The sequence below is a fragment of the Streptosporangium sp. LJ11 genome (assembly GCF_051918945.1).
Taxonomy (GTDB): Bacteria; Actinomycetota; Actinomycetes; order Streptosporangiales; family Streptosporangiaceae; genus Streptosporangium.
This window is the reverse complement of record NZ_JBPXMB010000030.1, coordinates 67683-94073: the sequence shown is the minus strand read 5'-3', so window position 1 is coordinate 94073 and position 26391 is coordinate 67683. Positions and strand designations below refer to the sequence as shown.

At 72.4% G+C, this 26391-nt stretch carries 20 protein-coding genes; 13 read left to right on the top strand and 7 right to left on the bottom strand.

Annotated features, from left to right (window positions below; all coding sequences use genetic code 11):
- The first annotated feature begins 16 nt into the window (after window positions 1-16).
- From ACTOQ3_RS35690 to ACTOQ3_RS35680, 3 genes are read left to right on the top strand one after another with little or no spacing between them, the layout of a single operon-like run.
- A complete protein-coding gene (locus ACTOQ3_RS35690; protein ID WP_440087881.1) occupies window positions 17-1984 on the top strand; it encodes a hypothetical protein in 1968 nt (655 codons plus the stop codon).
- Window positions 1981-4134 (top strand): hypothetical protein, encoded by a 2154-nt coding sequence (locus tag ACTOQ3_RS35685; RefSeq protein ID WP_440087880.1) that lies wholly within the window; start codon window positions 1981-1983, stop codon window positions 4132-4134. The genes ACTOQ3_RS35690 and ACTOQ3_RS35685 overlap by 4 nt, the downstream gene beginning before the upstream one ends.
- Window positions 4135-4178: 44 nt before the next feature.
- On the top strand, window positions 4179-5171 hold the full coding sequence (locus ACTOQ3_RS35680; RefSeq protein WP_440087879.1) for a nucleotide-binding protein: 993 nt from the start codon (window positions 4179-4181) through the stop codon (window positions 5169-5171).
- Window positions 5172-5739: 568 nt separating this feature from the next.
- Here the strand turns inward: ACTOQ3_RS35680 and ACTOQ3_RS35675 are convergent.
- Entirely contained in the window at window positions 5740-6975 is a 1236-nt protein-coding gene (locus tag ACTOQ3_RS35675; RefSeq protein WP_440087878.1) for a hypothetical protein, read from the bottom strand.
- Window positions 6976-7098: 123 nt separating this feature from the next.
- Entirely contained in the window at window positions 7099-7443 is a 345-nt protein-coding gene (locus ACTOQ3_RS35670) for a hypothetical protein (RefSeq protein WP_440087877.1), read from the bottom strand.
- A gap of 30 nt (window positions 7444-7473) precedes the next feature.
- Between ACTOQ3_RS35670 and ACTOQ3_RS35665 the strand changes: the two genes are divergently transcribed.
- Entirely contained in the window at window positions 7474-8256 is a 783-nt protein-coding gene (locus ACTOQ3_RS35665; protein WP_440070587.1) for a glycoside hydrolase family 16 protein, read from the top strand.
- Window positions 8257-8382: 126 nt separating this feature from the next.
- Here the strand turns inward: ACTOQ3_RS35665 and ACTOQ3_RS35660 are convergent, their stop codons facing one another.
- Together ACTOQ3_RS35660 and ACTOQ3_RS35655 are read right to left on the bottom strand one after the other, a co-directional pair.
- Entirely contained in the window at window positions 8383-10134 is a 1752-nt protein-coding gene (locus tag ACTOQ3_RS35660) for an ABC transporter ATP-binding protein (RefSeq protein ID WP_440087876.1), read from the bottom strand.
- A gap of 193 nt (window positions 10135-10327) precedes the next feature.
- Entirely contained in the window at window positions 10328-10840 is a 513-nt protein-coding gene (locus ACTOQ3_RS35655) for a GNAT family N-acetyltransferase (protein ID WP_440087875.1), read from the bottom strand.
- 175 nt (window positions 10841-11015) lie between these two features.
- On the opposite strand from ACTOQ3_RS35655, the gene ACTOQ3_RS35650 reads away from it, so the two are divergent.
- From ACTOQ3_RS35650 to ACTOQ3_RS35640, 3 genes are all read left to right on the top strand, one after another.
- Window positions 11016-12449: an LCP family protein gene (locus ACTOQ3_RS35650; protein ID WP_440087874.1), complete on the top strand. Its 1434-nt coding sequence runs from the start codon at window positions 11016-11018 to the stop codon at window positions 12447-12449.
- A gap of 261 nt (window positions 12450-12710) precedes the next feature.
- The gene (locus ACTOQ3_RS35645; RefSeq protein ID WP_440087873.1) at window positions 12711-14045 is read left to right on the top strand and encodes a sensor histidine kinase; all 1335 of its coding nucleotides are present in this window, start codon (window positions 12711-12713) and stop codon (window positions 14043-14045) included.
- Window positions 14046-14140: 95 nt separating this feature from the next.
- Window positions 14141-15106 carry a GlxA family transcriptional regulator gene (locus ACTOQ3_RS35640; RefSeq protein ID WP_440087872.1) on the top strand — a complete coding sequence of 322 codons (966 nt, stop codon included), beginning with the start codon at window positions 14141-14143 and terminating at the stop codon, window positions 15104-15106.
- Between the two features lie 59 nt (window positions 15107-15165).
- Here ACTOQ3_RS35640 and ACTOQ3_RS35635 read toward each other — a convergent pair whose 3' ends face one another.
- On the bottom strand, window positions 15166-16584 hold the full coding sequence (locus tag ACTOQ3_RS35635; protein WP_440087871.1) for an ABC transporter substrate-binding protein: 1419 nt from the start codon (window positions 16582-16584) through the stop codon (window positions 15166-15168).
- A 157-nt stretch (window positions 16585-16741) separates the two neighbouring features.
- The gene (locus ACTOQ3_RS35630) at window positions 16742-18181 is read right to left on the bottom strand and encodes an MFS transporter (protein ID WP_440087869.1); all 1440 of its coding nucleotides are present in this window, start codon (window positions 18179-18181) and stop codon (window positions 16742-16744) included.
- A gap of 171 nt (window positions 18182-18352) precedes the next feature.
- On the opposite strand from ACTOQ3_RS35630, the gene ACTOQ3_RS35625 reads away from it, so the two are divergent.
- From ACTOQ3_RS35625 to ACTOQ3_RS35605, 5 genes are all read left to right on the top strand, one after another.
- Complete coding sequence (locus ACTOQ3_RS35625; RefSeq protein ID WP_440087868.1) at window positions 18353-19312, top strand: 3-oxoacyl-ACP synthase III family protein; 960 nt, start codon at window positions 18353-18355, stop codon at window positions 19310-19312.
- Entirely contained in the window at window positions 19312-20043 is a 732-nt protein-coding gene (locus ACTOQ3_RS35620) for a glycosyltransferase (RefSeq protein WP_440087867.1), read from the top strand. The genes ACTOQ3_RS35625 and ACTOQ3_RS35620 overlap by 1 nt, the downstream gene beginning before the upstream one ends.
- Window positions 20040-21170, top strand: coding sequence for a cytochrome P450 (locus ACTOQ3_RS35615; RefSeq protein WP_440087866.1), 1131 nt, complete (start codon window positions 20040-20042; stop codon window positions 21168-21170). The genes ACTOQ3_RS35620 and ACTOQ3_RS35615 overlap by 4 nt, the downstream gene beginning before the upstream one ends.
- Window positions 21167-22852 carry an AMP-binding protein gene (locus ACTOQ3_RS35610; protein ID WP_440087865.1) on the top strand — a complete coding sequence of 562 codons (1686 nt, stop codon included), beginning with the start codon at window positions 21167-21169 and terminating at the stop codon, window positions 22850-22852. The genes ACTOQ3_RS35615 and ACTOQ3_RS35610 overlap by 4 nt, the downstream gene beginning before the upstream one ends.
- 73 nt (window positions 22853-22925) lie before the next feature.
- Window positions 22926-23837 carry an NAD-dependent epimerase/dehydratase family protein gene (locus ACTOQ3_RS35605; protein ID WP_440087864.1) on the top strand — a complete coding sequence of 304 codons (912 nt, stop codon included), beginning with the start codon at window positions 22926-22928 and terminating at the stop codon, window positions 23835-23837.
- Here ACTOQ3_RS35605 and ACTOQ3_RS35600 read toward each other — a convergent pair.
- Window positions 23795-24706, bottom strand: a complete 912-nt coding sequence (locus ACTOQ3_RS35600; RefSeq protein WP_440087863.1) for a hypothetical protein — start codon at window positions 24704-24706, stop codon at window positions 23795-23797. The two genes, ACTOQ3_RS35605 and ACTOQ3_RS35600, sit on opposite strands and share 43 nt — an antisense overlap.
- A 228-nt stretch (window positions 24707-24934) precedes the next feature.
- Between ACTOQ3_RS35600 and ACTOQ3_RS35595 the strand changes: the two genes are divergently transcribed.
- The gene (locus ACTOQ3_RS35595; protein ID WP_440087862.1) at window positions 24935-26323 is read left to right on the top strand and encodes an LCP family protein; all 1389 of its coding nucleotides are present in this window, start codon (window positions 24935-24937) and stop codon (window positions 26321-26323) included.
- Window positions 26324-26391 lie beyond the last annotated feature (68 nt).

The window sequence follows — 26391 nt, the reverse complement described above, 5'->3', positions numbered from 1 at the left end:
GCCATCGCGCGCGACGGTGATCACTGCGAGTGTCGCGATCGGTGTCTTCGGCGCCGGCGCCGGGCTGGGAACCGTCATCGCCATGCGCCCCGATCCCGGCGAAGGGCAGGTGATGCGGCTGGCCGCGGGCACGTACCTCCTCGACGACCAGGCGGGAGCCTGGACGTCGAGCGCGGCACCCGGCGGCGACCAGCCGCTCCCGCTCTCCGGCGCCGACGCGGGCAGCACGATCGCGGACGGTGCCAGGCGGGCCGCCGCCGCCGGGGACCAGCGGGTCTGCCTGACCGCCACCACCGACGGGCACGCGCTCGGGGGCTCCGCGGAGGGCTGTGTCGCCCTCCCCGTCCTGGGCGTGGCAGCCGCCGCGGTGGCGCCCCTTCAGCGGCCGGGAAACCCCAAGAGCACGCCGACCCCGCCTTCGGCTCCCAAGACGACCGCGCCGACGAAACCCTCGACGCCCAAGAAGGCCGACCCGCCGCCCAAGCCCGATCCGGCACCGGTGCAGCCCGCTCCCAACCCCGGGCCGGTGCAACCCCCCGCTCAGCCCCCGCCGGCGAACAACCAGCCCGTCCAGCCTCCCCCTCCACCGCCTCCGACCCCGACGAAGAAGATCAGCGGCAACATCTCGGAGAGCGAGAACGAGAGCGGCAGCGTCATCCAGCGCCCCGTGGAGAAGAAGATCGAGCTCGTCCCGCCGCCCAAGCCGGCTCCCGAGTCCGGCGGGACGAGGTCCTCGGGCCCGTCGCGGCCGTCGCAGCCCAACGGGGGGAACGGGCGGTCGCAGCCCCCGGCCACCAACGGCGACAGGCAGCAGCCTCCGGCGACCAACGGCGACAGGCAGCAGCAGCCCCGGCCCACCGGCGGTCTCAAGCCCACGCAGCCCCAGCCCACCGGCGGGAACAGGCAGCAGCCCCAGCCCACCGGTGACGTCAGGCCCCCGCAGCCCGGGGACGACGCCAGGAACCCCCGGCCGACGGGCACCCTGAAGCCGGCGATCCGGTCGGGCCCCGGCCGGCCGCTCGTGCCCTCGGGCGAGATCATCCTCCCCACGGCGCCTCCCGAGATCAGGCCGACCGGCGACGCGCCCTCGGCGCCGCCGGCCTCGGTGGCACCGACCGCGCGCGGCGGCCAGGGTCCGGCCCAGCCGCCCGGTGGCCAGAAGCGCTCGCAGGCGCCCAGCCCGTCGCGGAGACTTCCCTCGGCCGGGCCGTCCCGGCCCGTCCAGCCGCAGCCGTCCGTCGGCCCCGGTGAGAACGCGTCGCAGGGTCCCGACGGGACCGTGCTCATGCCGGCCGACCCGCGGCTTCCCGGCGGCGGCCCGGACGGCGGCGTCTCGCTGCCGGTCTTCGAGAACCCCGAGCTCCTGCGGCGCGCCTACGAGGCCCTCGGGCTGGACAGGGGCATGCGCTACACGGACGAGAACGGCGTGTGGGACCTCAACATCGCCCCGCCCGGCACCCCGCCGTGCCGCAACTACACCACCGAGGAGATCCAGGCGCTCAGCGCGTCCCAGGGCCCGAGCCCGTCCCCGGGCGCCCAGGCGATGATCCCCCGCGACTCGTGCCTGTGGCCCGCCTTCATCCGCTGGCTCTACGCGGAGCCCGCACCCGGTCAGATCAGCAACTGGACCAAGTTCACCGGGCTGCCCCAGCGGAACCTGGAGCTCGTGGTGACCGATGCCCCGCCCGTCCCGCTTCCCAGCCCGATCCCCAGCGAGAGCGTCGTCCCGCAGCCCGACCAGGGACGGCCCGACCAGCGGCAGGGCGTCCCCGGCGAGGAGGAGCCCTGGCAGCCGGACACGGGCGGGCTGGACCCCGCCCAGCCGGGACCCGAGGACGCCGTGGCCCCCAGAGACCCCGGAGACGGCGGAGACGACGTCCCCGAGCAGTGGCCGGGCGAGAACACCGCGCCCTCCCAGTCCGACCAGGGCCGGCCCGACCAAGGCCAGGTCGAGCCGGACCCGGTCGAGTACGACGGCCGATGAGCACACCCACCGGAACCGGGCGTCTCACGCCCGGCCCCGGCCAGGGGGCGGCCTGGGTGCGCGAGCACGGCGCGCACCTGATGGACTACGCCGCCTCCCACCTCGAATCCGGCCGGGCGCGCGCGGCGGTCGTCGCCGCGCTGGCGGCCGGCCGGGTCGAGGCCGCTCCCGGGGACGTCACGGCCCGGGGGCGGCTGCTGGCCGCACTGCGACGTGACTGCCGCACCTCTCCGGGGTACCGGGAGCGGTACGTGCCGGGTTCGGGGCCCGGCATGCCCGACGCCTCGCTGATCGAGCGGGTGTGGACGATCGTCGACCCCCTGGGCACGGAGACGCTCAGGCTGACGTACCGCCACGCGCTCGGCATGGAGGACCTCTCCCATGTGCTGGCGATGCCCGTCGACGAGGTCGGCAGGCTCGCCACCCGCACCCAGGACCTGATCGAGACCCTGGTGAGCGGGCTGGACGCGCTCGCCCACGGGCGGCGTACCTGCCCGGAGCTCGCCCCGCTGGTGGAGACCGTCTTTCCCGGCGTCTTCCCCGCCGGTCTCCCCGAGGGCCCGGCGGGCGGGCGGGCGGCGTCCCCTCCCGCCGACCCGGAGAGCGCCCAGGCGCGCCTGCTCTCCCACATGATCAGGTGTTCCGTGTGCACGCGGCCGATCAACATCCGCTACACGGTGCCGCAGATGATCTCCCATCCCCCGGTCGCGCCGCTCTCCGCGGAGGAGCGGCAGCGGCTCACGGACGCGCTGCCTCCCGAGGTCTCCGCCGAGGCGTCCGCGGAGGCGGCCCCCGAGGCGGCCCCCGAGGCGGCCCCCGAGGTGATCCCGCCCGCGCGTCCGGCCCGGGACGGGTCTCCTCTCCTGTCCGCTCCTCCGGGCGGGGGGCGGTCCCCGGTCCTTCCCGCGCCCCCGCCGGGGGGCCGGACCCCCGCCCCACCCGGGCACCAGTCCATCGCCCCACCCGGGCACCGGTCTCCCGCCTCGCCCGCCTCGCCCGCCTCCCCGCCACCGTCGGCCGCGGCGGCGTCCACGCCCACGCCCAGGGTCCGCATGCCTCCCTACCCGCCGGTGGCCTCGAAGCCGTCCGCGAAGCCACCGGCCGCGACGCCGTCGAGTACGGCGCCGGGTGCGGCGTCACCGGTCACGGCACCGGGAGACGGGCCCGCGACGGGCTCCTCCGATCCCGCCAACCCCTCGGGACTGCCCCCGCTGCCCGCCCTGCCGCCTCGCAGGACCCGGCCGGCCCGCCCGCCGTCCGCGCCACCCGTACCCGGGCACGACACCCCGCTCTACGACGCCCTGCTCACCCAGGCGTGGGCGCGCGAGGTCCTCGCCCAGAGCGAGGAGCTCACCGGCACCATCCCCAGGCAGGCGCCGCCCGCTCCCGAACCCGTCGTCAAGCCCGAACCCGTCGTCATCGCCGGGCAGGCCTCCGTCGAGATGCGCGACACCGCGACACGCGAGATCGCGAGACGCGAGACCGGTGTACGCGAGACCGGCGTACGCGACGCCGCGACACGCGAGATCGGGGTGCGCAACCGCGAGACCGGGCTGCGCGACGACGCCCAGGTTCCCGCGCTGCGCTTCCACACCGAACCCGACGACCGCCCCGACGAGGAGCGGATCGAGATGGGGATCCGCGTGCTGGAGGCGCTCAGCTGGGCGGGCGCCCGGATCAGGAACACCACGATCAAGCTCGTCATCATCGTCGTGGCGGGCGCGGCGGGCACCCTGACCGGGATGAACCTGCTCGGCCCCGCGATCGAGTCCGAGGAGCCCGCGAGCTCGCTGCAGGCGTCCACCAGCCAGGCCACCCGGTCTCCGCCTCCCACGGCCGGCGCGCCGGCGCGGCAGGACGGGCTCGCCTCGCGCCTGCGGGTCCCGCCCGTGGTGACGCTGGACGAGTTCGGCCTGGGAAGCATGGTCCTCACCATCTCGGGAGAGCCGCTGAAATGGCGGATATCGGCTCCCGGCCTGGCGGTGACCCCTTCCAGCGGCACGCTGCGGGAAGGGGTCACGCAGGTGATCAACCTGCGCGCCCACCGGGTCCGCAACTGGTGCGGCGCCCCCGCCTCGGTCACCGCCCCGATGACCGTTCACGGCCTCGACGACTCGGTCAGCACGACGGTGCGCTGGCGGACCTGCTGACCTTCCATCCCCCCAAGATCGCTTTTCGAGAAAGGACCAGGGCAATGACGGATACCTCTCCCCACATCCAGACATCGCCGCCCACCCCGCCCGAGCAGTTCCACGAAACGGTCCCGCTCACCGCGGAGCACCTGCTCACCAACCGCCGCCCCGAGCCCGCCGGAGGATGGCGCCGTCTGGTCTGGCAGCTCTCCGGCAAGCGCATCATCCCCGCGGAGTCGGCGGCGGAACTGGAACGGCGCACGCTGATGGCGCAGGCGCAGACCCCTGTCGCGAGCGGTCACCACCGGATCGCGGTCATGAGCCTCAAGGGCGGGGTCGGCAAGACCACGACGACCGTCGCCCTCGGCAACACGCTCGCCTCCCTGCGCGGCGACCGGGTGATCGCGATCGACGCCAACCCCGACCGCGGGACCCTCGGCATCAAGGTGAAGTCCGAGACGGCCGCGACCATCCGCACCATGCTGGCCGAGGCCCCCCACATCCTGCGCTACGCCGACGCCCGCGCCTTCACCTCCCAGTCGCCGGCCCGGCTGGAGGTCCTCGCCTCCGACACCGACCCGGCCGTGAGCGAGGCGTTCAACGCCGAGGACTACCGCACGGTCGCCGGGCTCATCGAGCGCTACTACTCCATCTGCATCACCGACTGCGGGACCGGCCTGCTCCACGGGGCCATGGGCGCGACGCTCGAACTGGCCGACCAGATCGTGCTGGTCAGCCTGGTCGCGGTGGACGGGGCGAGTTCGGCCGCCGCGACGCTGGACTGGCTGACCGCCCACGGCCACGCCGACCTCGTCAAGAACGCCATCGTCGTGCTGAACGCCGTGGAACCCAAGTCCGACGTGGACCTGGGCCTGCTGGAGCGCCACTTCACCTCCCGCTGCCGCGCGGTGATCCGCATTCCCTACGACCCGCACCTCAAGGAGGGCGCCGAGGTGGACCTGGTCCGCCTGCGGCCCACGACGCGGGGCGCGTATCTCCGCCTGGCCGCGGCGGCCGGGCAGACCTTCGGGCAGCGTCCCGACCGGAGCCACTAGTGCGGCCGGTCGCCGACGATCCCACGTTGAACTGGGATCTGGGCCCGCCGCCGAGCGCCCGGCGGCGGATGCTCATCGTGGTCGTCTCGATCGTGGGGACGATCCTGCTGGCGGCCGGGGCATGGCAGCTCCTTCGAACCGACTCCACCCCCGTGAACGTCTCCGCGCCGAAGGCCGTCGGGGACACCGTTCTCCTCGCCCCGCCCTCCGGCTACGAGGGCGCGGCCGGTTACCCCGTCGGGTTCCCCCGCACCGAGCTGGGCGCGGCCTCGGCCGCCGCCGCGGCGCTGGAGGCGGCGTGGACCCTGGACGCCGAGCAGGCCGAGCAGGCCGCGGTGCTGTACGCGCGGCCCGAGCAGCACGACGCGGCACGGGCCGGCGCCCGCGAGGCCGTCGCGGGATGGCGGGAGATCCTCGGCCTTCCCAAGGACGGGGCACTCCCCGACGGCGCCGCCATGCGGACGCGGACGATCGGCGTCCAGTGGAAAGCCCGCGCCCAGGATCAGGTGCTGGTCTCGGTCCTGGTCCAGGTGACCGCGACCAAGGGCGTCGGCGACACCGATCCCACCTATGCGAGCCCGTACGCCATGAGCCTGCTCATGGTCTGGCAGCCCGGCATGCGCGGTGCGAACCAGGGGGACTGGGTCAACGTCCCCGACCCCCTCGCCACCTCCGTGCCGCAGGTCGCCCTCCCGGGCACCCCGGAATTCACCGCCGCGGGCTGGAAACCCATCTCCGGCCCAGAGCCCACCCCATAGATCCAGGAAGAGCGATCAATGCCCCCACGCAGCTCGTCCCGGCGTGTCACCTTACTCTCCGGCCTTCTGCTGGCCGCGGTATCCGCGACGACAAGCGCGGTCATCGCCCAGCCGTGGGCCGCCCTGGCGGATCCCGGCGTGAGTTCGGGCTCACCGTCGCAGGAGTTCGCCGTCCCCCCCGCTCCCCCCGCCGCCCCGCCCCCCGCACGAGAGGAGTCCCCTCCGGAGACCACCGTCCCCGAGACCGGGAACACCTCCGGGCCGGACGAGAGGCCTCCCTCGAACCACGACTCCGGCTCGACGCCGGACGGGAACCCGCCCGCGGAGGGCGGCTCCCCCTCCGGCCCCGACCGGAGCCCGCCCGCGGAGAACGCGTCACCTCCCGAGACCCGCAGTTCCCCTCCCGCGTCCCGTAGCCGTCCCGGCCAGCGAACCACCGCCCCCCGCACGGAGGAGAACGTTCCCGCCGAACAGTTCTCCGCGCCTTCGCGGGAGAACGTGCGGACCAGGAACGCGGTGCCGACGAACCCGCCGTCGAGGAGGGCACGCCCCACCGAGGAACCGCCCGTGAACACCAGGTCCACCCAGGCCCCACCCGCGGCCCCGAGGAACACCGAGCCCACCGCCGAAGCGCCTCCGGAGACCAGGAGGGCCACCGAGGCACCCCGGAAGAACACGGCGCCCACGAACGCGCCCCCGGAGACCAGGAAGGCCACCCAGGCACCGCCCGAGAACACGGCGCCCGCCCCGGCGCCGCCCGGTAACACGAAGCCGTCGGCGACCTCCGCCCCGAACACCCCGGCGCCGTCGGCCAGCGCCACCGCCTCGTCCACGGCGACCGGGAGGCCGCAACCGCCGAAGGCGACGCCCAAACCCCCCGGCCCCGAACCCTCCGACAGGGCCACCAAGCCCGCGCCGAACCCGGCGCCCACGCACCCGGGTCCCAGGCCCCCGGCCCCCCGCGCGACGGCGACGGCGACCAAGCCGGCGCCGACCACCACCGCCGCGCCCAAGCCCACCCGGTCGACGTCCCAGAGGCCCACCACCCCTCAGAAGGGGACGCCGAAGCCCCCGGCGAGCCCGACCTCCAGCCTCACCGCCCCGCCGCGCACCGGTCCGCCGAGCTGGGCGACCAACGCGCCACGGCCCGCGCCCACGCGGACCGGCGCCTACGAGCCCTCCCTCCTGACCGAACCGGTCCAGAGCACCCGATCCCCGATGGCCGCCCCGTCCCCGGCGCCCTCGATCCCCACCGTCCTGCCCCTGCCCCCGCTCAAGCGCTCCACCTCCGACTTCTGTAAGCCGGAGGACATCGCCTCGTGCTGGAGCCTCGCGCCCTGGCGGGGCCGTACCTCGGAATCCCCCGTCCTGCTGATCGCGAACCAGGAGCCGGCGGGCGCACCGCGCTGGGTGTTCGGGCCGCCGGCCTCACCCGCCCAGCCGCTGCCGAGCCCGACCGCGTCGTCGATCCCCAGCCCGACGAGCACCGGCTGCTGGAGCTTCAGCCCCTCCACACTCTGCGCCAGATCCTGGGAGGAGTAATCATGATCACCAGATCCCACGTGCGGGTGGCCGTACTCAGCATGGTGGCCGCGCTGACGGTGAGCACTCTCAGCGCGGCCCAGGGAGAGGTGGTCTCGGCGGCACCCTGCGCCCCCGCCGCCACCGGCGAGGCCAGCGCCGCGCAAGCCCTCAACTGGGGCGCACCGTCCTGGTGCGCGGAGTTCGACGACTACCTCGACGAGTCCGACTGGGTGTTCTACGACTCGGCCGGGCACGCCGGCAACGGCCGCCGCTCCCCGCAGCAGCTCTACCTCGGCAACGGGGCGCTCTACCTGTACGGCCGCGAGGACGGGACCACGGCCGGTCTGGCCGCCCGTCACGACCAGGCCTACGGGCGCTGGGAGACGCGTATCCGCCTGTACCCGGGCGCCGGGTCGTACCACCCCGTCGCCCTGCTGTGGCCGAAGGAGGGCGGCGGCAACGTGCGGAGCTCCACCGGTGAGGAGATCGACTTCCTCGAGGTCATCGACGATCCGCAGAGGCAGCGGCCGAACTTCTTCCTGCACACCCCTCAGGGGCAGGAGCAGGCCCACGCCAACATCGACATGACCACCTGGCACACCTACGCCGTGGAGGTCACCCCCGACAGCGTCGTCGGCTACATCGACGGGCAGGAGTGGTTCCGCTCCGGCAACGCCACCCGCAGCTCGATGTCGGTCTGCCTGCAGCTGGACTGGTTCCCCGGCCAGGGCAGCTCGGGAGAGGCGTGGATGGAGGTCGACTGGCTCCGCATCTACCCGGCCTCGACGGGCACCGCGGGCTGAGTCCACCCGGCAGGACAGGAGGGTGCGGGATCCGTGGGAACGGGTCCCGCACCCTCCTCGCGTCTCCGGCTTCCGAGGCTTCCTCGGTCGGAGAAATCAGCCTGGGAACCCGGCCTGGGACCTCCTTCAGGCGAGCTGGGCGCCCTGCAGTCCGGCGTAGGCGCCGCGCAGCCGCATCAGCTCCTCGTGGGTGCCCACCTCCTCGATCCCGCCGTCGCGCATGACCACGATGCGGTCGGCGCCTCGGATGGTCGACAGCCTGTGGGCGACGACGAGGACCGTACGCCCGGCGACCAGGCGGGTCAGCGCCTCCTGGATGAGCGCCTCGGAGCGGGTGTCCAGGGCGGAGGTGGCCTCGTCCAGGATCAGCACGCGCGGGTCGCGGATCAGGGCGCGGGCGATGGCCAGGCGCTGGCGCTGCCCGCCCGACAGCCGGGCGCCCCGCTCCCCGACGACCGTGTCGAGGCCGTCGGGGAACCGGTCGATGAACTCCAGCGCGTTGGCGTCCCTGAGCGCCCGCCGTACCCGCTCCTCGGAGACGTCGGCCATGCCGTAGGTGACGTTCTCCCTGATGCTGCCCTCGAACAGGATCGACTCCTGCGGCACGACGGACAGGAACCTGCGGTAGGTCCGCAGGTCCAGCGTCTCCATGTCGCGCCCGTCCAGCAGGATCCGGCCGGAGGTGGGCCGAAGGAAACCGATGACGAGGTTGAGCACGGTCGACTTACCGGCTCCCGAGGGGCCGACCAGCGCGATCGTCTCGCCGGGGGTCACCGTGAGGTCGAACCCGGTGATCGCGGCCTCCTCGCCGTAGGAGAACCCGACGTCGCGGAACGCGATCTCGCCGCGGACGGAGGCGACCTCCTCCTTGCCCGCGTTGTGCTCCAGGTCCGGCGCCTGGAGCACCTCCCCGATGGACCGTACGGACGCCAGCCCCTTGCTGATCATCGGAGTGAGGGTGAGCAGGGAGGTGACGGCGGCGGTGAGGGTGGCGAAGAAACTCGTGAGCATGACCACGTCGCCCGCGGTGATGGGGATGACCTGGTAGTAGGCGACGAGCGCGGAACCGGTGAGGAAGGCGACGCCGAGCGCGTTGAGCAGGATCCAGGCCAGCGAGCCGAAGCTGCCGTTGAGCAGGTCGAGCCGGAGACCCTTGCGCAGGACCTTGGTCAGCGTGCCGTCGACGCGGTGCAGGGCGTCCTGCTCCAGGCCGTGCGCGCGGGTGATCGGGATGAGCGTGGTCATCTCGCTGACCCGGCTGGACAGCTGCTCGACCTCGCGGCGGAAGCTCTCGTTGTCGTCGCGCAGCCGGGTGCGCATGTGCATCACGAGCAGGGCCGCGGCGGGTACGACCACCAGGAAGACGGGGATCGCGGCGGGCACCTGCACGGCGATCACCACCAGACCCCCGGCCAGCATGGTGAGCGCGGACAGTCCCATGTCGGCCGCCTGCTGGCTGGTCTGCTCCACGCTCTCGACGTCCCGGATGACCTTGGTCTGGAGTACGGCGGCGCTGACCCGCGCGTGGTAGCCGATGGAGAGTTGCTGCATGCGGCGGCAGAGCGCGGAACGCAGGTTCGTCCCCATCCGGCGGATGGCGCCGTGCGTGCAGCGGACGTAGAGCAGGTGGAGGGGGTAGTTGAGGAGCAGCAGGGCGAGCAGCACACCCGCGTTGACCCACAGGTGGGCGATCGGGGCGCGGGTGACCACGATGTCGACGACGTTGGCGGTGATCAGCGGCAACAGCCAGGTCGGGCTGTGCTTGACCAGGAAGGCGAGCATCCCCGCGAACAGCCTGAGACGGTCCTCCCGGAAAAGGTAGGCGAGCGTGCGGACCGGGTGCTCACCGCGATAGCGGTGATCGAGAGCGCCAACCACAAATCCCCCAAGCAGCGGCAAATCTCCGGCAATACTCTCGTACCAAGATTTCGCGCGCGTGACGTGCCCCGGTGAATCGACACGTGACGCCCCGCCGCGTGACCGCTCCCGGCACGACCCGCTCGACACGGGCCACGCGGCACGGCACCGCTCGGCACGGGCCGCGTAGCACGGGCCGCCCGGCGCGGATCGTTCAGCCCGTGGCGGCGGGAAGCCTCGCCTCCAGGATCTGGCCCGGCCAGTCTCCGACCTTGAAACTCTCGGTCCTGGTGAAGCCCCGGCTCTCGTAGTACGCCACCAGCCGGCCGTCGTCGCCGGCGTAGCAGTCGACCCGCACCAGCGCGACCCCCAGCCAGGCGGCCTCCGCGCGGGCGCGCTCCAGCAGGACGGCCCCGACCCCCCGGCCGTGGTGCCTCCGGTCGACGACCAGCCCCTGGACGTACAGTTCCGGCTCGGAGGCGGGAGGGACGTAGGGCATCGCGGTCCCCACCACCAGGCAGCCCGCGGGCCGGCCGTCGAGTTCGGCGATGCGCATCCCGCCGGACATCGCCCACGCGGTGATCCCCTCGACGCGGGCCGCGTTGAGGGAGAACGGTTCGCTGCCCCACTGGCCGGTGCGGCCCAGGGAGGACAGCCACGCCACCGCGCCGTCGAACATCGCCAGAACGGCCGGTACGTCGCCGAGATACCCGTGACGGATAATCACCGGCGGATCGTAACAGGGATGCGTACCTCCACACAGGACAGGTGTATGTACCCTCACGCAGGGCAGACCCGCCCCGGACCAGCCGTACCGGGAGGTTAGTAAACTCTGCGACGGCCGGAATACGGCTCCTCGGTCACGGGCGCACGCCGTGGCCGCTTTCCCCCCCGGGAGTCACGTGAGCAGCGGGTTGATCGACGCGTTCCCCGAACCGCCCCCCGAGCCGCCGGCACCGCCCGCCCGGCGCTCGTGGCGGCCGGGCCGCAGGTGGTTGTGGTGGCTGGTGGCCGCCGTCACCGCCGTGGTGCTCGTGGCCGCGGGGACGGTGGCCGGCGCGTACGTCAAGCTGAGCGGCAACGTCAAGCACGTCGAGGTCTCGGCGGAGGACCTCGGGCGGCGCCCGGTCAAGGCGGCGGGCAAGGCGATGAACGTCCTGGTCGTCGGCTCGGACCAGCGGGGCGGCAAGAACGCGCGGTACGGCCGGGTGGCGGGCGAGCGGACCGACACGATCATGCTCGCGCACATCTCGCCGAAGCGGGACAACGCGATGGTCGTCAGCTTCCCGCGCGACTCGATGGTCCAGCTTCCCGCCTGCCGGGCCAAGCAGGGGCTGCCCGGGCAGCGACCGCACGTGGGCATGATCAACGAGTCGTTCAACTCCGGCGGCATCACCTGCACCTGGAAGACCGTCGAGTCGCTCACCGGCATCCACATCGACCACTTCGTGAAGGTCGACTTCACCGGCTTCAAGGGCATGGTCGACGCGGTCGGCGGCGTGGAGGTCTGCGTACCGGAGGCGATCAACGACAAGAAGGCCCTGCTCCACCTGGCCGCCGGGCGCCAGAACCTCGGGGGCGAGCAGGCCCTGGGCTACGTCCGGGCCCGCTACAGCCTGGGCGACGGATCGGACATCGGGCGCATCCAGCGCCAGCAGATGTTCATCGCCTCCATGGTCAAGAAGGTCATGAGCGGCGAGACGCTCACCGACCCCACCCGGCTCTTCGGCTTCCTCGACGCGGCGACGAAGTCGGTCACCACCGATCCCGGCCTCACTCCGGGCGTCATGCGGGACCTGGCGACCAGCGCGCAGGGGCTCGCCGCGGGGCAGATCCACTTCATCACCACCCCGTGGCGCTACTCGCTGGTCCACCCCGGCCGGGTGGAGTGGGTCCAGCCGCAGAGCGGCAGGCTGTTCAAGATCGTCGCGACGGACCGGGCGATCAGCGGCTCCGGGGTCAAGGGCGGCCAGAGCAGGGTGCCCCGGTCGAAGATCCAGGTCGAGGTGCGCAACGGGACCCTGCGATCCGGCCTGGCCACCCTGGTGGCCGTCCAGCTGGAGGAGCGCGGCTACCACGTCGCCAGGATCGGCGACGCGTCGCGCAAGCCGTACCCGACGACCACGATCGCCTACTCGCCGAACGGCGCCGCCAAGGCGCCCACCCTCAGCCGCGACCTGCTCGCCGCCAGGCCGCTGCCCGTCCGCCGGGCGACCACGGGCAGGCTCGTCCTGACGATCGGCGACGACTGGAAAGGTCTGAAGCCGCTTCCCCGCGACGACAACGAGAGCCTGAAGGGATTCGACGCGACCCACGACTCGTGCGCCGGCGCCTGATCGTCCTGCCGGGAGACTTCGCGGCGACCAGCGGGGGAACGGGCGTCCTGCCGCGGGGCCGGAGGCCGCGACGGTACCTTCCCGGCCCCGGGCTCGTGGAAACCATTGCCTTCGCCGCCGAACGGGCATGAGAACTTGGCCGCGTTTTGCTTCGGGATTAATACTTGCCACCTATAAATGGTTAAAAGCGTCTTTAGGGAAGGAAAGCCGCTTTTTTGGGGGGTATACGTATTGCGACGTCCGCGTTCGATCCGGGGTCGGGTGACCCTCATAGCGATCGTCGTGTTCGCCCTGGCCCTGGGAACGGGCGCGTTCGCGACGTGGCAGATCGCGCAGAACAGGCTGGTGGCCGACCTCGTCGGCGCGACGGCCGTGGCGGCCAGGAAGACGGGCCTGGACATCCAGAGGGGACGCCCGAACACCGTCATCCTCCCGATCAACCGCATCGACCGCATCCAGGTCGTCGCGAACGACGGCCGGGTGGTCGCCGCCAGTCCCGCCATGCTCGGCTCGCCCCCGATCAGCCGGATGCGCCCGGTCGGCGGCGACATCCGCGTGGACGGGACGTCGTGCGTGGGCTCCTCGGCGGTGAAACGGGAGTGCTACATCACCGTGGGTCTCCGGATGGCCCACACCGTCTACGGCGACGTCATGGTCTACGCGGCGGCACCGGAGCCCCCGGTCCTCCGCACCAACTCCCTTGAGATCGCGCTGGCACTCTTCTCCCTGGGGCTTCTCGCGCTGCTCGGCTGGGGCGCCTGGCATCTCGCCGGCCGTACGCTCGCGCCGGTGGGACGGATCCGTGCCGAGATGGCCGAGATCACCGCCTCCGACCTCAGCCGCCGGATGCCCGTTCCCGCCTCCGGGGACGAGATGGCGCAGCTCACCGAGACCATCAACGCGACCCTCGAAAGGCTGGAGCGGGCCGTGGAGAACCAGCGCCGCTTCGCCTCCGACGCCTCCCACGAACTTCGCACCCCCCTGACCGGGCTGCGCACCAAACTCGAACTGGCGATCTCCGATCCCGAGGCGGAGAACCCGGTGGAGACGATGCGCTCCACGCTGGCGGACGTGGAACGGCTCCAGGCCATCATCGAGGACCTGCTGCTGCTCGCCCGCCTCAACGCCGGCGTACCAGGCCCGCCGGAGCCGGTCGACCTCGCCGAGCTGGTCACCTGCGAGGTGAAGCGCCATTCGTCCCGGCACGAGCTGCTGCTGGAGCGCGACCCCGGCGTCATGGTGTGGGGCAGCAGGCTCCAGCTGGGCCGGCTGCTGACCAACCTGCTGGCCAACGCCGACCGGCACGCGGTGAGCGAGGTGCGGGTCCGGGTCCGGAGCGAGCGGGGCGAGGCCGTTCTGGAGGTCACCGACGACGGGCTCGGCATCCCTGCGGAAGAGCGGGAGCGGGTCTTCCAGCGGTTCACCCGCCTGGACCCGGCGCGCAGCCGCGACGCCGGGGGAACCGGCCTGGGCCTGCCCATCGCCAGGGACATCGCCGTGGCGCACTACGGCCGGCTCTACGCCGCCGACAGCACCACCGGCCGCGGCGCCCGGCTCGTCCTCCGCCTGCCGCTGTCGACCGCGACCCACTCCTGAGCCCGCCGCACGGCGGGGGCGGACACACCGCGACGACCCGCGGAAGGCGGTCCTGACGAAGATGGCCTTTATCTTTCATGTGTAAGAATCGGGCCATGCACAGGATCGTCACGCTCGCCCTGGACGGTGTGATCCCCTTCGAGCTGGGCATCCCGCCGCGCATCTTCGGCGGCGCCGAGGGCCCGGACGGCAGACCGCTCTACGAGGTGCTCACCTGCACCGTCGACGGCGCCCCCGTACGCACCGACGCCGACTTCTCGATCGCGGTGGAGCACGGGGCGGAGGCCCTGGAGGGCGCGGACACCGTGGTGATCCCGGCCACCCACGCCCTCGGCACGACCTCCGGCGAGGGACGGCTCCCCGAGCCCCTGGCCGCGGCGATCGCGCGTATCCGGCCGGGCACCCGCCTGGTCTCGATCTGCACCGCCGCCTACGTGCTCGCGGCGGCCGGGCTGCTCGACGGTCGTCCCGCGACCACCCACTGGAGCAGCGCCGACCACTTCCAGAAGCTGTTCCCCAAGGTCAAGGTGAACCCGAGCGTGCTGTTCGTGGACGACGGGGACGTGCTCACCTCGGCCGGGGTGGCCGCGGGAATCGATCTCTGCCTGCACATCGTCCGGCGTGACCACGGCACCGAGGTGGCCAACCGCGTGGCCAGGCGATGCGTCGTCCCTCCGTGGCGCGACGGCGGCCAGGCCCAGTTCATCGAGCACCCGCTTCCCGCCCCGACCGCCGCGACGACCGCGGCGACCAGGGCCTGGGCGCTGGAGCGGCTGCACGAGCCGCTCCCCCTCAGCGAGCTCGCCGCCCACGCCCGGATGAGCCGCCGTACCTTCACCCGGCGTTTCCGCGACGAGATGGGCCTCAGCCCGGGGCAGTGGCTCATCCTGCAGCGGATCGAGCTGGCCCGGCGGCTCCTGGAGACCAGCGACCTGCCGGTGGACGGCGTCGCCCTGCGCTCGGGGTTCGGCACCGCCGCCTCGCTCCGCCAGCACCTGCAGGTGGCCATCGGTGTCTCACCGATGGCCTACCGCCGCACCTTCCGGCTCGTGGACGCCTGATCCGGCCACTGCGGGAGAGCCACGGAAGAGAGGCCGTCGCCGGCCGTACCGGGAAACCGTCACTGGCCGCGGGCCCATTCCTTCTGCAGGCGGTCGGCCGCCTTCTTCGCGGTGGTCCGGCCATGGGCGACATCGAGGATGACATCACCCTCGGCGCGCTCCAGGAAGACCTCGTCGGGGACGTTCAGGGAACCGCCGTCCCTGATGAGGTCCTGGATCGCGGCGTAGCCGTCCTTGCCCTCCGGGGTGGCGAAGGCGGACGAGTTCATCCGGAAGTCCTCGCGGGAGGGGACCATCGTCAGGTCTCCGGCCCAGCCGGAGACGCCCTCGCCCGCGGTCAGGAACTCGATCAGCGTGGCCGCCTCGGCCACGTGCTTGGAACTCCTGGGGACGGCCAGGCCCACTTCGACCGTGCTGCGGACGGCGGGCTCGGCACCGGGCAGGATGGTCGGGAAGGGACCCGCGCCGACCTTCTTGACGGAGGCCTTCGTGGTCTCGCGGTAGGACGCGGACAGCATGGGGCTCCGGTCCGAGCCGTCCACCAGGAACAGGGCCTTGCCGGCGCGGAAGAGCTCGGCCGGGCGGTCGCCCTCGAGGGTCAGCGCCGACCTCGCCAGCACGCCCCGGTCGAACAACGATCTGTAGGCCGTCAGGGCCGAGACCGTCTCGGGGCCGTTCCACGGCTTGTCACCGGCCAGCAGGTCGTCGGAGAGGGTCGGCTGGGTCTGGCCCGCGATGGTGAACAGCAGTTCCTCCTGCCGGCGCGGCTCCCCGGAGAAGACGACCGGCCGGAGGCCGGGGATCTCCTTCTTGACCCGCATGACGATGGACTCCAGATCGGCGGCCGTCTCGGGGAAGGACTCCCCGAGCTCGAACAGGAGGTTGGCGTTGTAGTACATGACCGCGCCGCCGCTGGACCCCATCGGGACGGAGTAGAGCTCGCCGTTCTTGGCGGCCTTCCTCGTCTGCTCCACCGCGCTCTCGTCGAGCTCCTCGACCCAGCCGCCGGAGACCTTGTCCTTCCAGTCGTCGACCGGGCGAAGCCGGTCGGCGATCGCGCGGGTCATCGTCGGGACCTGGACGCCGACGACGTCGAGTGCCTCGTCACCGTCGAGCGCCTTGGGCAGCCGCTTGCGGTAGTCGGCCTCGTCGAAGGTGCGCAGCTCGACCTCGATGCCGGGGTTCGCCCGCTCGAACGCGGTGATCGCCCTCTTCAGCGCGGCCGCGGGCGGGGCGAAGGTCCAGTACTTCAGGGTGACGGGTCCGGCCGGCTTCCCGGGTTTCCCGGTCTCCTCACCGGCCTTGGGGACGGACTGCGCGACCGGCCGGCCGTCGACCGGCCCGCCCGCGCTACAGGCGGTCAGCCCGAGGGCGAGGGCCGCGGTGGTCATGGCGAACGCACGAGCTGTACCACGCATGCATACCTCCAGCAGAATCACGGTGCGGGTGACGGTGTTCAGCCCGGCGAGGTCGATCACGGTCAATCCGGTCGATCACGAAAAATGATCTTATGTGGCCCTCTGCCGCGACAGAGAGCCGCCAAACTCCCCCGACAGAGCAGCGTCCCTCAGCCGGCCGCGATCCTCAGCCGACCGCGGTGCTCAGGCGGAGACGGTCCTCGGTCGGAGACGGTCCTCAGTCGGCCGCGGTGCTCAGTGGCTCGGCGATGTCCTCCAGGCCCCTGCCCTCGGCCTTGACCCCGAGGAAGAGCTCCACCAGCCCGGCGGCGACCATGAGAGTCGCGCCGATGCAGAAGGCCAGCGCGGTGTCACCGGGCCTGCCGCTCTCGACGAGGCCGGCGAAGATCAGTGGCCCGGACACGCCGCCGACGAAGGTGCCGATCGCGTAGAAGAACGCGATCGCCATGGCCCGGGTCTCCATCGGGAAGATCTCGCTGACGGTCAGGTAGGCCGAGCTCGCCCCGGCGGAGGCGAAGAAGAGCACGACGCACCAGCAGGCGGTGAGCGTGGTCGCGGTCAGCACCTCCTGGTTGAACAGCCAGGCCGTGCCGAAAAGGAGCACCCCGGACAGGATGTAGGTGCCGGAGATCATCGGGATGCGGCCGATCGTGTCGAAGAACCGCCCGAGCAGGAGCGGACCGAGGAAGTTGCCGATCGCGATGACGGCGAAGTAGTAGCCGGTCTCGGTCTCGATGCCGAAGAAGGTCGACAGGATCTGCGCGTACCCGAAGGTGACGGCGTTGTAGAGGAACGCCTGGCCGATGAAGAGCGACAGGCCGAGGACGGTGCGCTTGGGATAGCGGGCGACCATGGTGTGCGCGATCCGGCCGAACCCGATGGACTTGCGCTGGTGGATGGTCATCGACCGCTCGGGCTCGTCGAGCTTGACGCCCTTCTCCCGCTCGATCTGCTTCTCCACCCCGTCGACCAGCCCCTCGGCCTCCTCGTCACGGCCGTGGATGAACAGCCAGCGTGGACTTTCCGGCACGTTCCTGCGCACCAGCAGGATGGCCAGGCCGAGCACCACGCCCATGCCGAACGCGACGCGCCAGCCGATGTTCAGCGGCAGGTTGTTGAGCAGCGGCACCGTCAGCAGCGCGCCGCCCGCGGCGCCGAGCCAGAAGCTGCCGTTGATGATGATGTCGATCCTGCCCCGGTGCCGGCTCGGGATGAGCTCGTCGATGGCCGAGTTGATGGCGGCGTACTCGCCGCCGATGCCGAACCCGGTCAGGAACCGGAACAGGAAGAACCACCAGGCGGAGAACGAGAACGCCGTCGCGGCGGTGGCGACCAGGTAGACGACCATCGTGATGATGAACATCTTCTTGCGGCCGAACCTGTCGGTGAGCCAGCCGAAGAACAGCGCCCCCAAGCACGCTCCGGCCACGTAGAGGGCGGCGGCGGTACCCGCGACCTGGGCCTGGGTGATCGCCAGGCCGCTGCCCTCCTTGGCCAGCTGGGCGGAGAGGTTTCCGACGATCGTCACTTCGAGACCGTCGAGGATCCAGACGGTGCCGAGTCCGATGACGACCATCCAGTGCCACCGTGACCATGGCAACCGGTCCAACCGCGCGGGGACCTTCGTGGTCACCGGTCCCGTTCGAACGTCGCTCATGGCGGCACCTGCTACCCCCTCACGGCCGGCTCATACCGGAGTGAGTTCCGTCGTTTTGGTGTTCTCCTCCCTCCCATTTGCCCGCTTCACCTCCCCGCGATCAGGACAAATCACCGTGTTTTAGATACATTGCGCGAGCATGGGGAGACTTGACGCTGTTCAGGGAGATCAATGAAAGCCCGGATCACGGGCGTCGCGACGTATCTGCCGGAGCGGACCGTGTCCAGCGCGGACGTCGAACGGCGGATCGAGGGCTACGTGCCCCACGGAGGCGTCGTCGAGCGGCTGACGGGAATCCGGCGCCGTCACGTGGCCCGCGACGACCAGCAGGCGTCGGACCTCGCCGCGGAGGCGGCCCGTGAGCTCGACCACTCCGACGTCGACCTGCTCGTCTTCGCGTCGGCCTCCCAGGACATGGTCGAGCCCGCCACCGCGCACATCGTCGCGGCCAAGCTGGGACTCTCGTGCCCGGTGTTCGACGTCAAGAACGCCTGCAACAGCATGCTCAACGGGATCCAGATCGCCGAGGCGCTGATCCTGACCGGCGCGCACCGCAAGGTGCTGGTCTGCTCGGGTGAGATCCCGTCGCGGGCGATCCGGTGGCGGGTCAGGGACCGCGCGCAGTTCGTCGACTCGTTCGCGGGCTACACGCTGTCGGACACCGGGGCCGCGGTCACGGTCGCCGCCGACATGGAACGTGGCATTTTCTACCGCGACTTCGCGGCCGACTCCACGGCCTGGGCGGTCGGCACCCTGCCCGGAGGCGGTTCGGCGCACCCCCGCGACCCCGAGTACTCCTACTTCCGCGGCGACGGGCGCCGGCTGAAGGAGGCCTTCGAGGCGATCGGCCCGGACATCTTCCTCAACGCGCTCAAGCGCACCGGCCTGACCTGGGACGACTTCGCCATCGTGGCGGTGCACCAGGTGGCGATGCCCTACCTGCGCTTCCTGGCCGAGGTGCTCGACATCCCCGAGGACAGGCTCGTGGTCAGCCTGCCCGAGCACGGCAACTGCGCCTCGACGACGCTGCCGCTCCAGCTCGCGCTGGGCGGCTGGCGGCCGGGTGACCGGGTGGCGCTGCTCGGGCTGGGCGGCGGGATCAGCACCGGCGTGATGCTGGCGGAGATGTGATGGACCTCTGGGTGATCGTCCCCGCCTACAACGAGGCCCCCGGCATCGAGGCGACGCTGCGGGCGCTGGCCGAGCAGGACGACCGGGACTTCACGCTGCTCGTGGTGGACAACGCGAGCACCGACGGCACCGCCGAGGTCGTACGGCGGCACGGCGTCCGGGTGGTCGTCGAGACGAGGAAGGGCACGGGCGCCGCCTCCGACACCGGCATGCGCCACGCCATCGCGCACGGGGCGACCCACCTGGCCAGGACCGACGCGGACTGCCTGCCCCGCCCCGACTGGGTGCGCAACATCCGGCGGGCCTTCGGCGACGGGCTGGAGATGGTCGGCGGGCAGTTGCGGCCCCGGACCGACGAGTTCCGGCTGAAGTTCTGGGAGCGCCACCTCATCCCGTTCGTGGTGGAGGTGGCGGCGACCTTCGGCCGGTTCCGGCCCGGCAACAGGGACCCGCGCTACCGCGGCCCGTACGTGATGATGCCCGGCGCCACCCTGGCCATCACCGCGGACCTCTACGAGCGCGCGGGCGGCTTCCCCAGGACCGCGATCGAGGAGGTCCACGAGGACCGCGCCCTGGTCAACCGGGTGCGTACCCTCACCCCCGCGTACGCCTCGCGTCGCGACGTGGTGGTCTTCGGCTCCGTGCGCAGGCTGCGGGCCTACGGTCTCGCGGGCACCCTCGCCTGGTACGCCGACCACCACTACCGGCCCGAAGTGATCGACGTCCGGTGAGGCACGAGACCCGCCTCCACCTGGCCGCCCACCCCTTCGCCTACCCGCTCATGCGGCTGCTGGCCCGGCTCGGGCCCGTGGTGCGCGTCCCCGGGCTGGGTGTCGTGGTCAACGACGCCGCCGTCGCGCGGGCCGTGCTGATGGACGAGCGGTTCCGCAAGGACGGCCCCGGATCCCCCGGCGACCTGTGGACACCCGTGCTCGGCCCCTCCGTGCTGCTCAACATGGAGGGACCCGGCCATCTCGCGCTCCGCAGGAAACTGATGCCGCTGTTCACCACCGGCTACGTGTCCGCGCTGGTGGACGACGTGCTCCGCGGGCCGCTCGACGATCTCTCCGCGCGCCTGGAGCGGGGCGAGACGGTCGACCTGGTGGACGCCATGCGGCTGATGGCCGGGGCGGTGATCTGCCGGGTGATCGGGCTGGGCGAGGTCTCCGAGGCGCGGGCCAGGGAGCTGTTCGCGGACGGGGAGCGGGTCGTCTCGATGGTCTCGTTGCGCTCGCGGCGGCTGTCGGACCGGCAGGTGGCCGTCGCCAGGCGGGTGCTCGACCGGATCGGGGACATCGCGCAGGCCGCCTACGAGGCCGGGGACGAGTCCACGGTCATGGGCCGGATGCGGGCGCAGGGGCTGTCCGCGGCCGAGGCCAGGGGCGCGGCCGGGGCGTTCTTCCTGACCGGCACCGAGACCGTCGCCACGTTCGTCCCCCGGCTCGTCGCCCTCCTGCACGACCACCGGACTCCGGTCGGCGACCTGGACGTGGTCATCGAGGAGGCCATGCGGGTCACCACGCCGACCCCGCTGATGCTGCGCTCGGTGGCCGCTCCGGCGCGCGTCGGCGGGACGCGGGTGCGCCCCGGCGACCGGGTGCTGATCGTCACCCACAACTGCGCCAGGGCGTACGGCCCGTTCGACCCCTCCCGCGCCCACCCGCCCGAGCTGCGCAGGCTCTGGTTCGGCGCGGGGCCGCACTTCTGCATCGGCTACCCGCTGGCCCTGGCGGAGATCCGGGCGGTGGCCTCGGTCCTGCTCTCCCACCCGCTTCGCGTCGTACGGCGACGCGCGGCCAGGGGGGTCCTCATCCCGACCTACGAGCACCTGTGGGTCGGCCGGGCCGGTGCCGCGTGAACGACATCGTCAGCGGGATCATGGCGGTCGCCGCCCGGGAGCCGGGGCGGACCGCCATCGTCGACGGCCGGAGCCGCGAGATCACCTACGGTGAGCTGGCCCGCCGGGTGTCGGCGGTCCGCGACGCGATGGGCGGGCCGGCGCCGGAGGGCCGAGGACGTCCGGGAGCCGGGGCGGGCCCGGAGGGCGGGGCGCGGGTGGAGGGCCGGACGCTGCGGGACGCCGGGGCGGGTCCGGAGAACGGGGAGCGAGCGGAGGGCCGGACGCGTCCGGGAGCCGGGATGCGGCCGGGGGACGGGGTGCTGTTCGCGGTGCGGCCCGGGGTCGACGCGGTGGCGCTGGCACTGGGGGCGGTGGCGGCGGGCGGGACGCTCGTCCTCGCGGACCCCGGTCTGGCGCCCGACGTGCTCGCGGCCCGGATGGCCGCGACCCGGCCCACGTGGGTGGTCAGCGAGTCCCTGCTCTACACCCTGAGCGGTCCGCTCAGAAGTCTGGCCCGCCGCCGGGGCCTGCTCCTTCCGGACCTCGCGAACCCGCTTCCCGGCCACCCCGTCCGCCACCTGTACGCGGGCCCGTGGCTGCCGGGAGTTCCCCGGGGGGCGCTGCGGCTCTCCCGGATCCTCCGGTCGTCCGGCGGCCCCACCGGCCCGGCCGGTCGGGACGGCGAGGCCGTCCGCCGGGAGACCGCTCCCGCGACCGGTCCGGCGGCGTACGGGACAGACCCGGACCAACCAGCGGCAGTGATCTTCACTTCGGGCACCACGGCACGCCCCCGAGGGGTGGTGCACACCCGGGGGTCCCTCGCGGCCGGGCTGGAGATGTTCCGGAGCGTGTTCCCGCTGGGTCCCGGTGACGTCGTGCACACCGACCAGCTGATGCTCGGACTCCCCGCCCTGCTCGCCGGGGCGACCTGGTCCCTGCCCGGGGGCGGTGGCCTCGCCGCGGAACTGGCCGCGCGGCGGGCCACCCACACCTTCGCCGTCCCGGTCCACCTGGACAGGCTGCTGCGCGAGACCCCCAGGCTCCCCGCGACCCTCCGCTACCTCCTGCTCGGCGCCGCCCCGGCCCCGCCGGGCGTGCTCCGCCGGGCGATCGAGGCCGGGCCCGAGGTCCTGTCGGTCTACGCGATGACCGAGGCGCTCCCCATCGCGATCGCGTCCGCCCGGGAGAAGCTGGCCCAGACCGGGGGAGATCTGCTCGGGGCGCCCCTGCCGGGCGTCGGCGTCCGGATCGCCGAGGACGGCGAGCTGTTCGTCTCCGGCCCCCACCTCGCCCGGCGCTATCTCGGCGAGGAGCCGCTGCGGGAGATCGCCACCGGCGACCTGGTCCGGCTCGAGGGAGACCGGCTGGTGCTGCTCGGCCGGAAGAAGGACATGATCCTCCGCGACGGGGTCAACATCTACCCGGGCCTGTACGAGTCCGGTGTCGCGGCGCTGCCCGGGGTGGCCGAGGCCGCGATCGTCGGGCTCCCCGACCCCGAGACCGGGGACGAGGAGGTCGTGCTGGCCGTCGTTCCCGCGGACGGCTACGACGAGGGCCTGCTGCGCAGGGCGCTTCCCGAGATCGTGGACGCCGCGGCCCTGCCCGACCGGATCGAGCCGCTCGACGCCTTCCCCCGCTCGGGCCGGGCCGACAAACTCGACCGGGCCGCCCTGCGTGACCTGGTCGCCCGCCGTGCCTGAGCGGGCCGTGCCTGAGCGGCCCGCCGGGCCCGCCGTGCCTGGCGGGCCCACCGGCCGGGGACCGAGGATCGCGGTGACGGGCGCCTCCGGATTCGTGGGGGGCGCGGTCTGCCGCGCGGCCGTGGCACGGGGCTGGACGGTGTCGGCCTTCGGCAGGCGGCCCCGGGTGGGCGGCGGGCACGTCGGCGGCGCTCCGTACACGTCGTGGGATCTTCTCGGCCCCCGGCCCGTGACGTTCCCGGGGGAGGTGGACGTGGTGATCCACTGCGCCGGGAGCGTCACGGACTGGGGGCCGCCGCGTGACATCTGGGCCGCCAACGTGGACGGCACCCGCAACGCCGCCGCCGCCTTCCCCGGCGCCAGGTTCGTGCACGTCAGCACGGCGAGCGTCTACGACCCGTTCCTGCCGACCGTGATGGCCGCCGAGGACGCCGCCCCGGTCGGGCGGTACGCCAACGCGTACGGCGCCTCGAAGGCCGCCGCGGAGCGGTGCCTGGAGCGGGCGGTCATCCTGCGGCCGCACGCGGTCTACGGCAGGGGGGACACCACGCTGCTCCCCCGGGTCCTCGGCGCGGTCCGGGGCGGCAGGCTGCTCGCGGTGGGCGACGGACGCCAGCGGGTCAGCCTGACCTCGGTGGACAACCTGGTCCAGGCCTGTCTGCTCGCCGCCGAGGGCCCGGTCGACCACGGCGTCTTCAACGTGACCGACGCCGAGCCCGTCGTGCTCGACGACGCCCTGCGCGCGATCCTCGGGCAACGCGGCATCGACGCCGAACCGTACTACCTGCCGCTCACGCTGGTGGACCCCCTCGCCGCCGTCGCCGAGACCGTGTCACGGCTGCTCCGGCGCCCGCGCCCGCCCCGGCTGACCCGCTACGCCGCGGGCCACCTGGCCGTCGAGCGGACCCTCGACATCACCGCCGCGCGCACCCGGCTCGGCTATCACCCCTCGGGAACGTCCTTCGAGGGTTCCGCGGCCTGGTGAGCGCGGGCCTCGAACGCCGCCGCCGCGAGCCTGGAACGGACGAGCCTGCCCCTGACGAAGAAGGTCGCCGCCGCCATGAGCAGGCCCAGCGTGAAGATCATCCGAAGGCCGTTCCTCAGGAAGGCGGTCAGCGCGTCGAATATCGCGACCACGGCGGCGTACGACAGGCCACCGGCGACGACACCGGGCAGGTAGACGTTGCGAACCGCGGACATGGCGATCGCCAGCGCGAGCATGCTCGCGGCCAGGCCGAGCCCGGCGCCGATCAGCGCGGTGCACCGGTCACGGGCCAGGGCCACCCCCGCGACGATCAGGGCCGGCGACAGGCCCAGCAGGACCCATCTCAGCGAGATGAGCTCGTCGTAGACCTTGTCGATCGTGATCATGGCGGAGGCGGGCAGCAGCAGGGTGACGGGGTGCGCCTCGGGCAGGCGCGAGGCGTCCCCCATGCCGGCGACCTGCAACCTCCGCTTGACCAGCTCGTACACCGGGGCCAGGTCGTAGCCGACACCGTCTTCCTGCACGCCGGCGTCCGGGGAGTGACCCAGGATCGCGAGGAACCGACGGTGCGTCAGCTTGTTGATGTCCACCCAGGCGACGGCGAAGTCGTCGTTGACGCCGGCCTTCACCGTCTCGCGGATGAGCTCCCCGCCGACCGAGAGCCCCAGCCCGCGCAACCGCACGACGATCTCGTCGGTGACGCGATTCGTGACGGCGCTCTTGACGGCCGGGTGAGCGGCCAGCGGGGTCACGTTGCGGAGGTAACGGTCGGGGTCCGCGATCTCGTTCGCCGCCCAGTGGGCGGTGAGGGCGAAGGGAGCGAGGAGGCATCCGAGCGCGATCAAAATCGAACCGATCACTCTACGCACGGGGCCCCCTAACCGCTTTACCTGGGAATCCCCGCGTTTGCCGGGCAAAACCGGTTACGGACTCTTTTTGACGCGAACTTGGGGATCAGCGTCATCGCGACGGCGAGATCTGGTTTACAAACCTTGACCCACCACCCCCAGCGCGTCGAACAACCACATAGCCGATTCAACCGAAAACCGTTACTAACCTGCGACGTATTGGGCTGACGGACAGGAGATGTCACGGCTATGGCAGGCAATACGGGGCGAACAGGCGTCGGATCGAGCCTGGCACTGACGCTGGGATCGGCCGTTCTCTGGGGCCTGGCCCACATCTGGGTGGGCCGCCGCCTGACCGGCGCCTTCCTGATGGGCATCGAGCTCACCCTCGCCGGAGCCGCCGCGACCGCCGTGCTGACCGCCGGCCCCTCCCTGCTCTCCCTCGCCGTGCAACCGGCCTGGCTCTGGGTCTTCGCGCTCACCGCGATGCTGGTCGCCACGGTGGCCGTCGCCGTGATCATCCGTTCCTACCTGCTGGTACGGCCGGAGACGGCGCCCCCCGCGGCCAAGTACCTCTCGGCCGCCGCCATCGGCGTGCTGTGCGTGCTGGTGATCTCTCCCATGGTCTACGCGGCCCGGCTGGCCTACGTCTCCCACAACGTGGTGACCTCGGTGTTCGCCGAAAGCGCCACGCCGATCTCGGTGGAGGACCCGTGGAAGGGCATGGACCGGCTCAACATCCTGCTCGTCGGCGCGGACGCGGCGGCCAACCGGGTCGGCGTACGCACCGACAGCATGACCGTGGCCAGCGTCGACCCCCGGACCGGCGACACCGTGCTGTTCGGCCTGCCCAGGAACCTGGAGGACGTCCCGATGCCGCCCGGCCCGGCCCGCGACCGCTTCCCCTACGGCTTCCAGGGCGAGCCGCCGTACACGCCGGGCCTGCTCAACGAGGTCTACCAGTACGCCGAGGACTACCCCGAGATGGTTCCCCGGCAGAACAAGCGGCACCGCGGCCCGACACTCCTGAAAAGGACGATCAGCGGCATCCTCGGGCTCGACATCCCCTATTACGCGATGGTCGACATGAGGGGTTTCGTGGAAATCGTCGACGCGATAGGCGGCGTGCGGGTCCGCATCAAGGACCCCATCGTGTACGGCAGGCAGAACGAGGGCCTCATCGAGGCGGGCAGGCGGAAACTCTCGGGCGAGGAGGCGCTCTGGTACGGCAGGTCCCGCACCGACAGCGACGACTACGTGCGGATGGGCCGCCAGAAGTGCCTGCTGAACGCCGTCGCCAAACAGGCCGATCCGATGGCGGTCTTCCAGAGCTTCGAGAAACTGGCCACCGCCGCCGTCGACGCGATCTCCACCGACATCCCGCGGCAGCTGCTGCCCGACCTGGTCGAGCTGGCGGAGAAGGTGAAGGACTCCAGGATCAGGAGTCTCCAGTTCGTCCCCCCGCTGATCTACTCGGGTGCGCCCGACTACCACCTGATCAGACGCGAGGTCATCTCCACTCTGGCGGCGCCGCCCGCCCCACCCCGCTCCGTGCCCGCGCTGCAGGCCGGAAACCGGAGGAACGCGGGCGAACGCGCCGAGACGAACGCCGTCATCCTCGACTCCGCCTGCCACTGACGACCCGGCGGGCCGACGAACCGACGGGCTGACGACCCGACAGGCCGGTGAACCGGCGGACCGGCGGA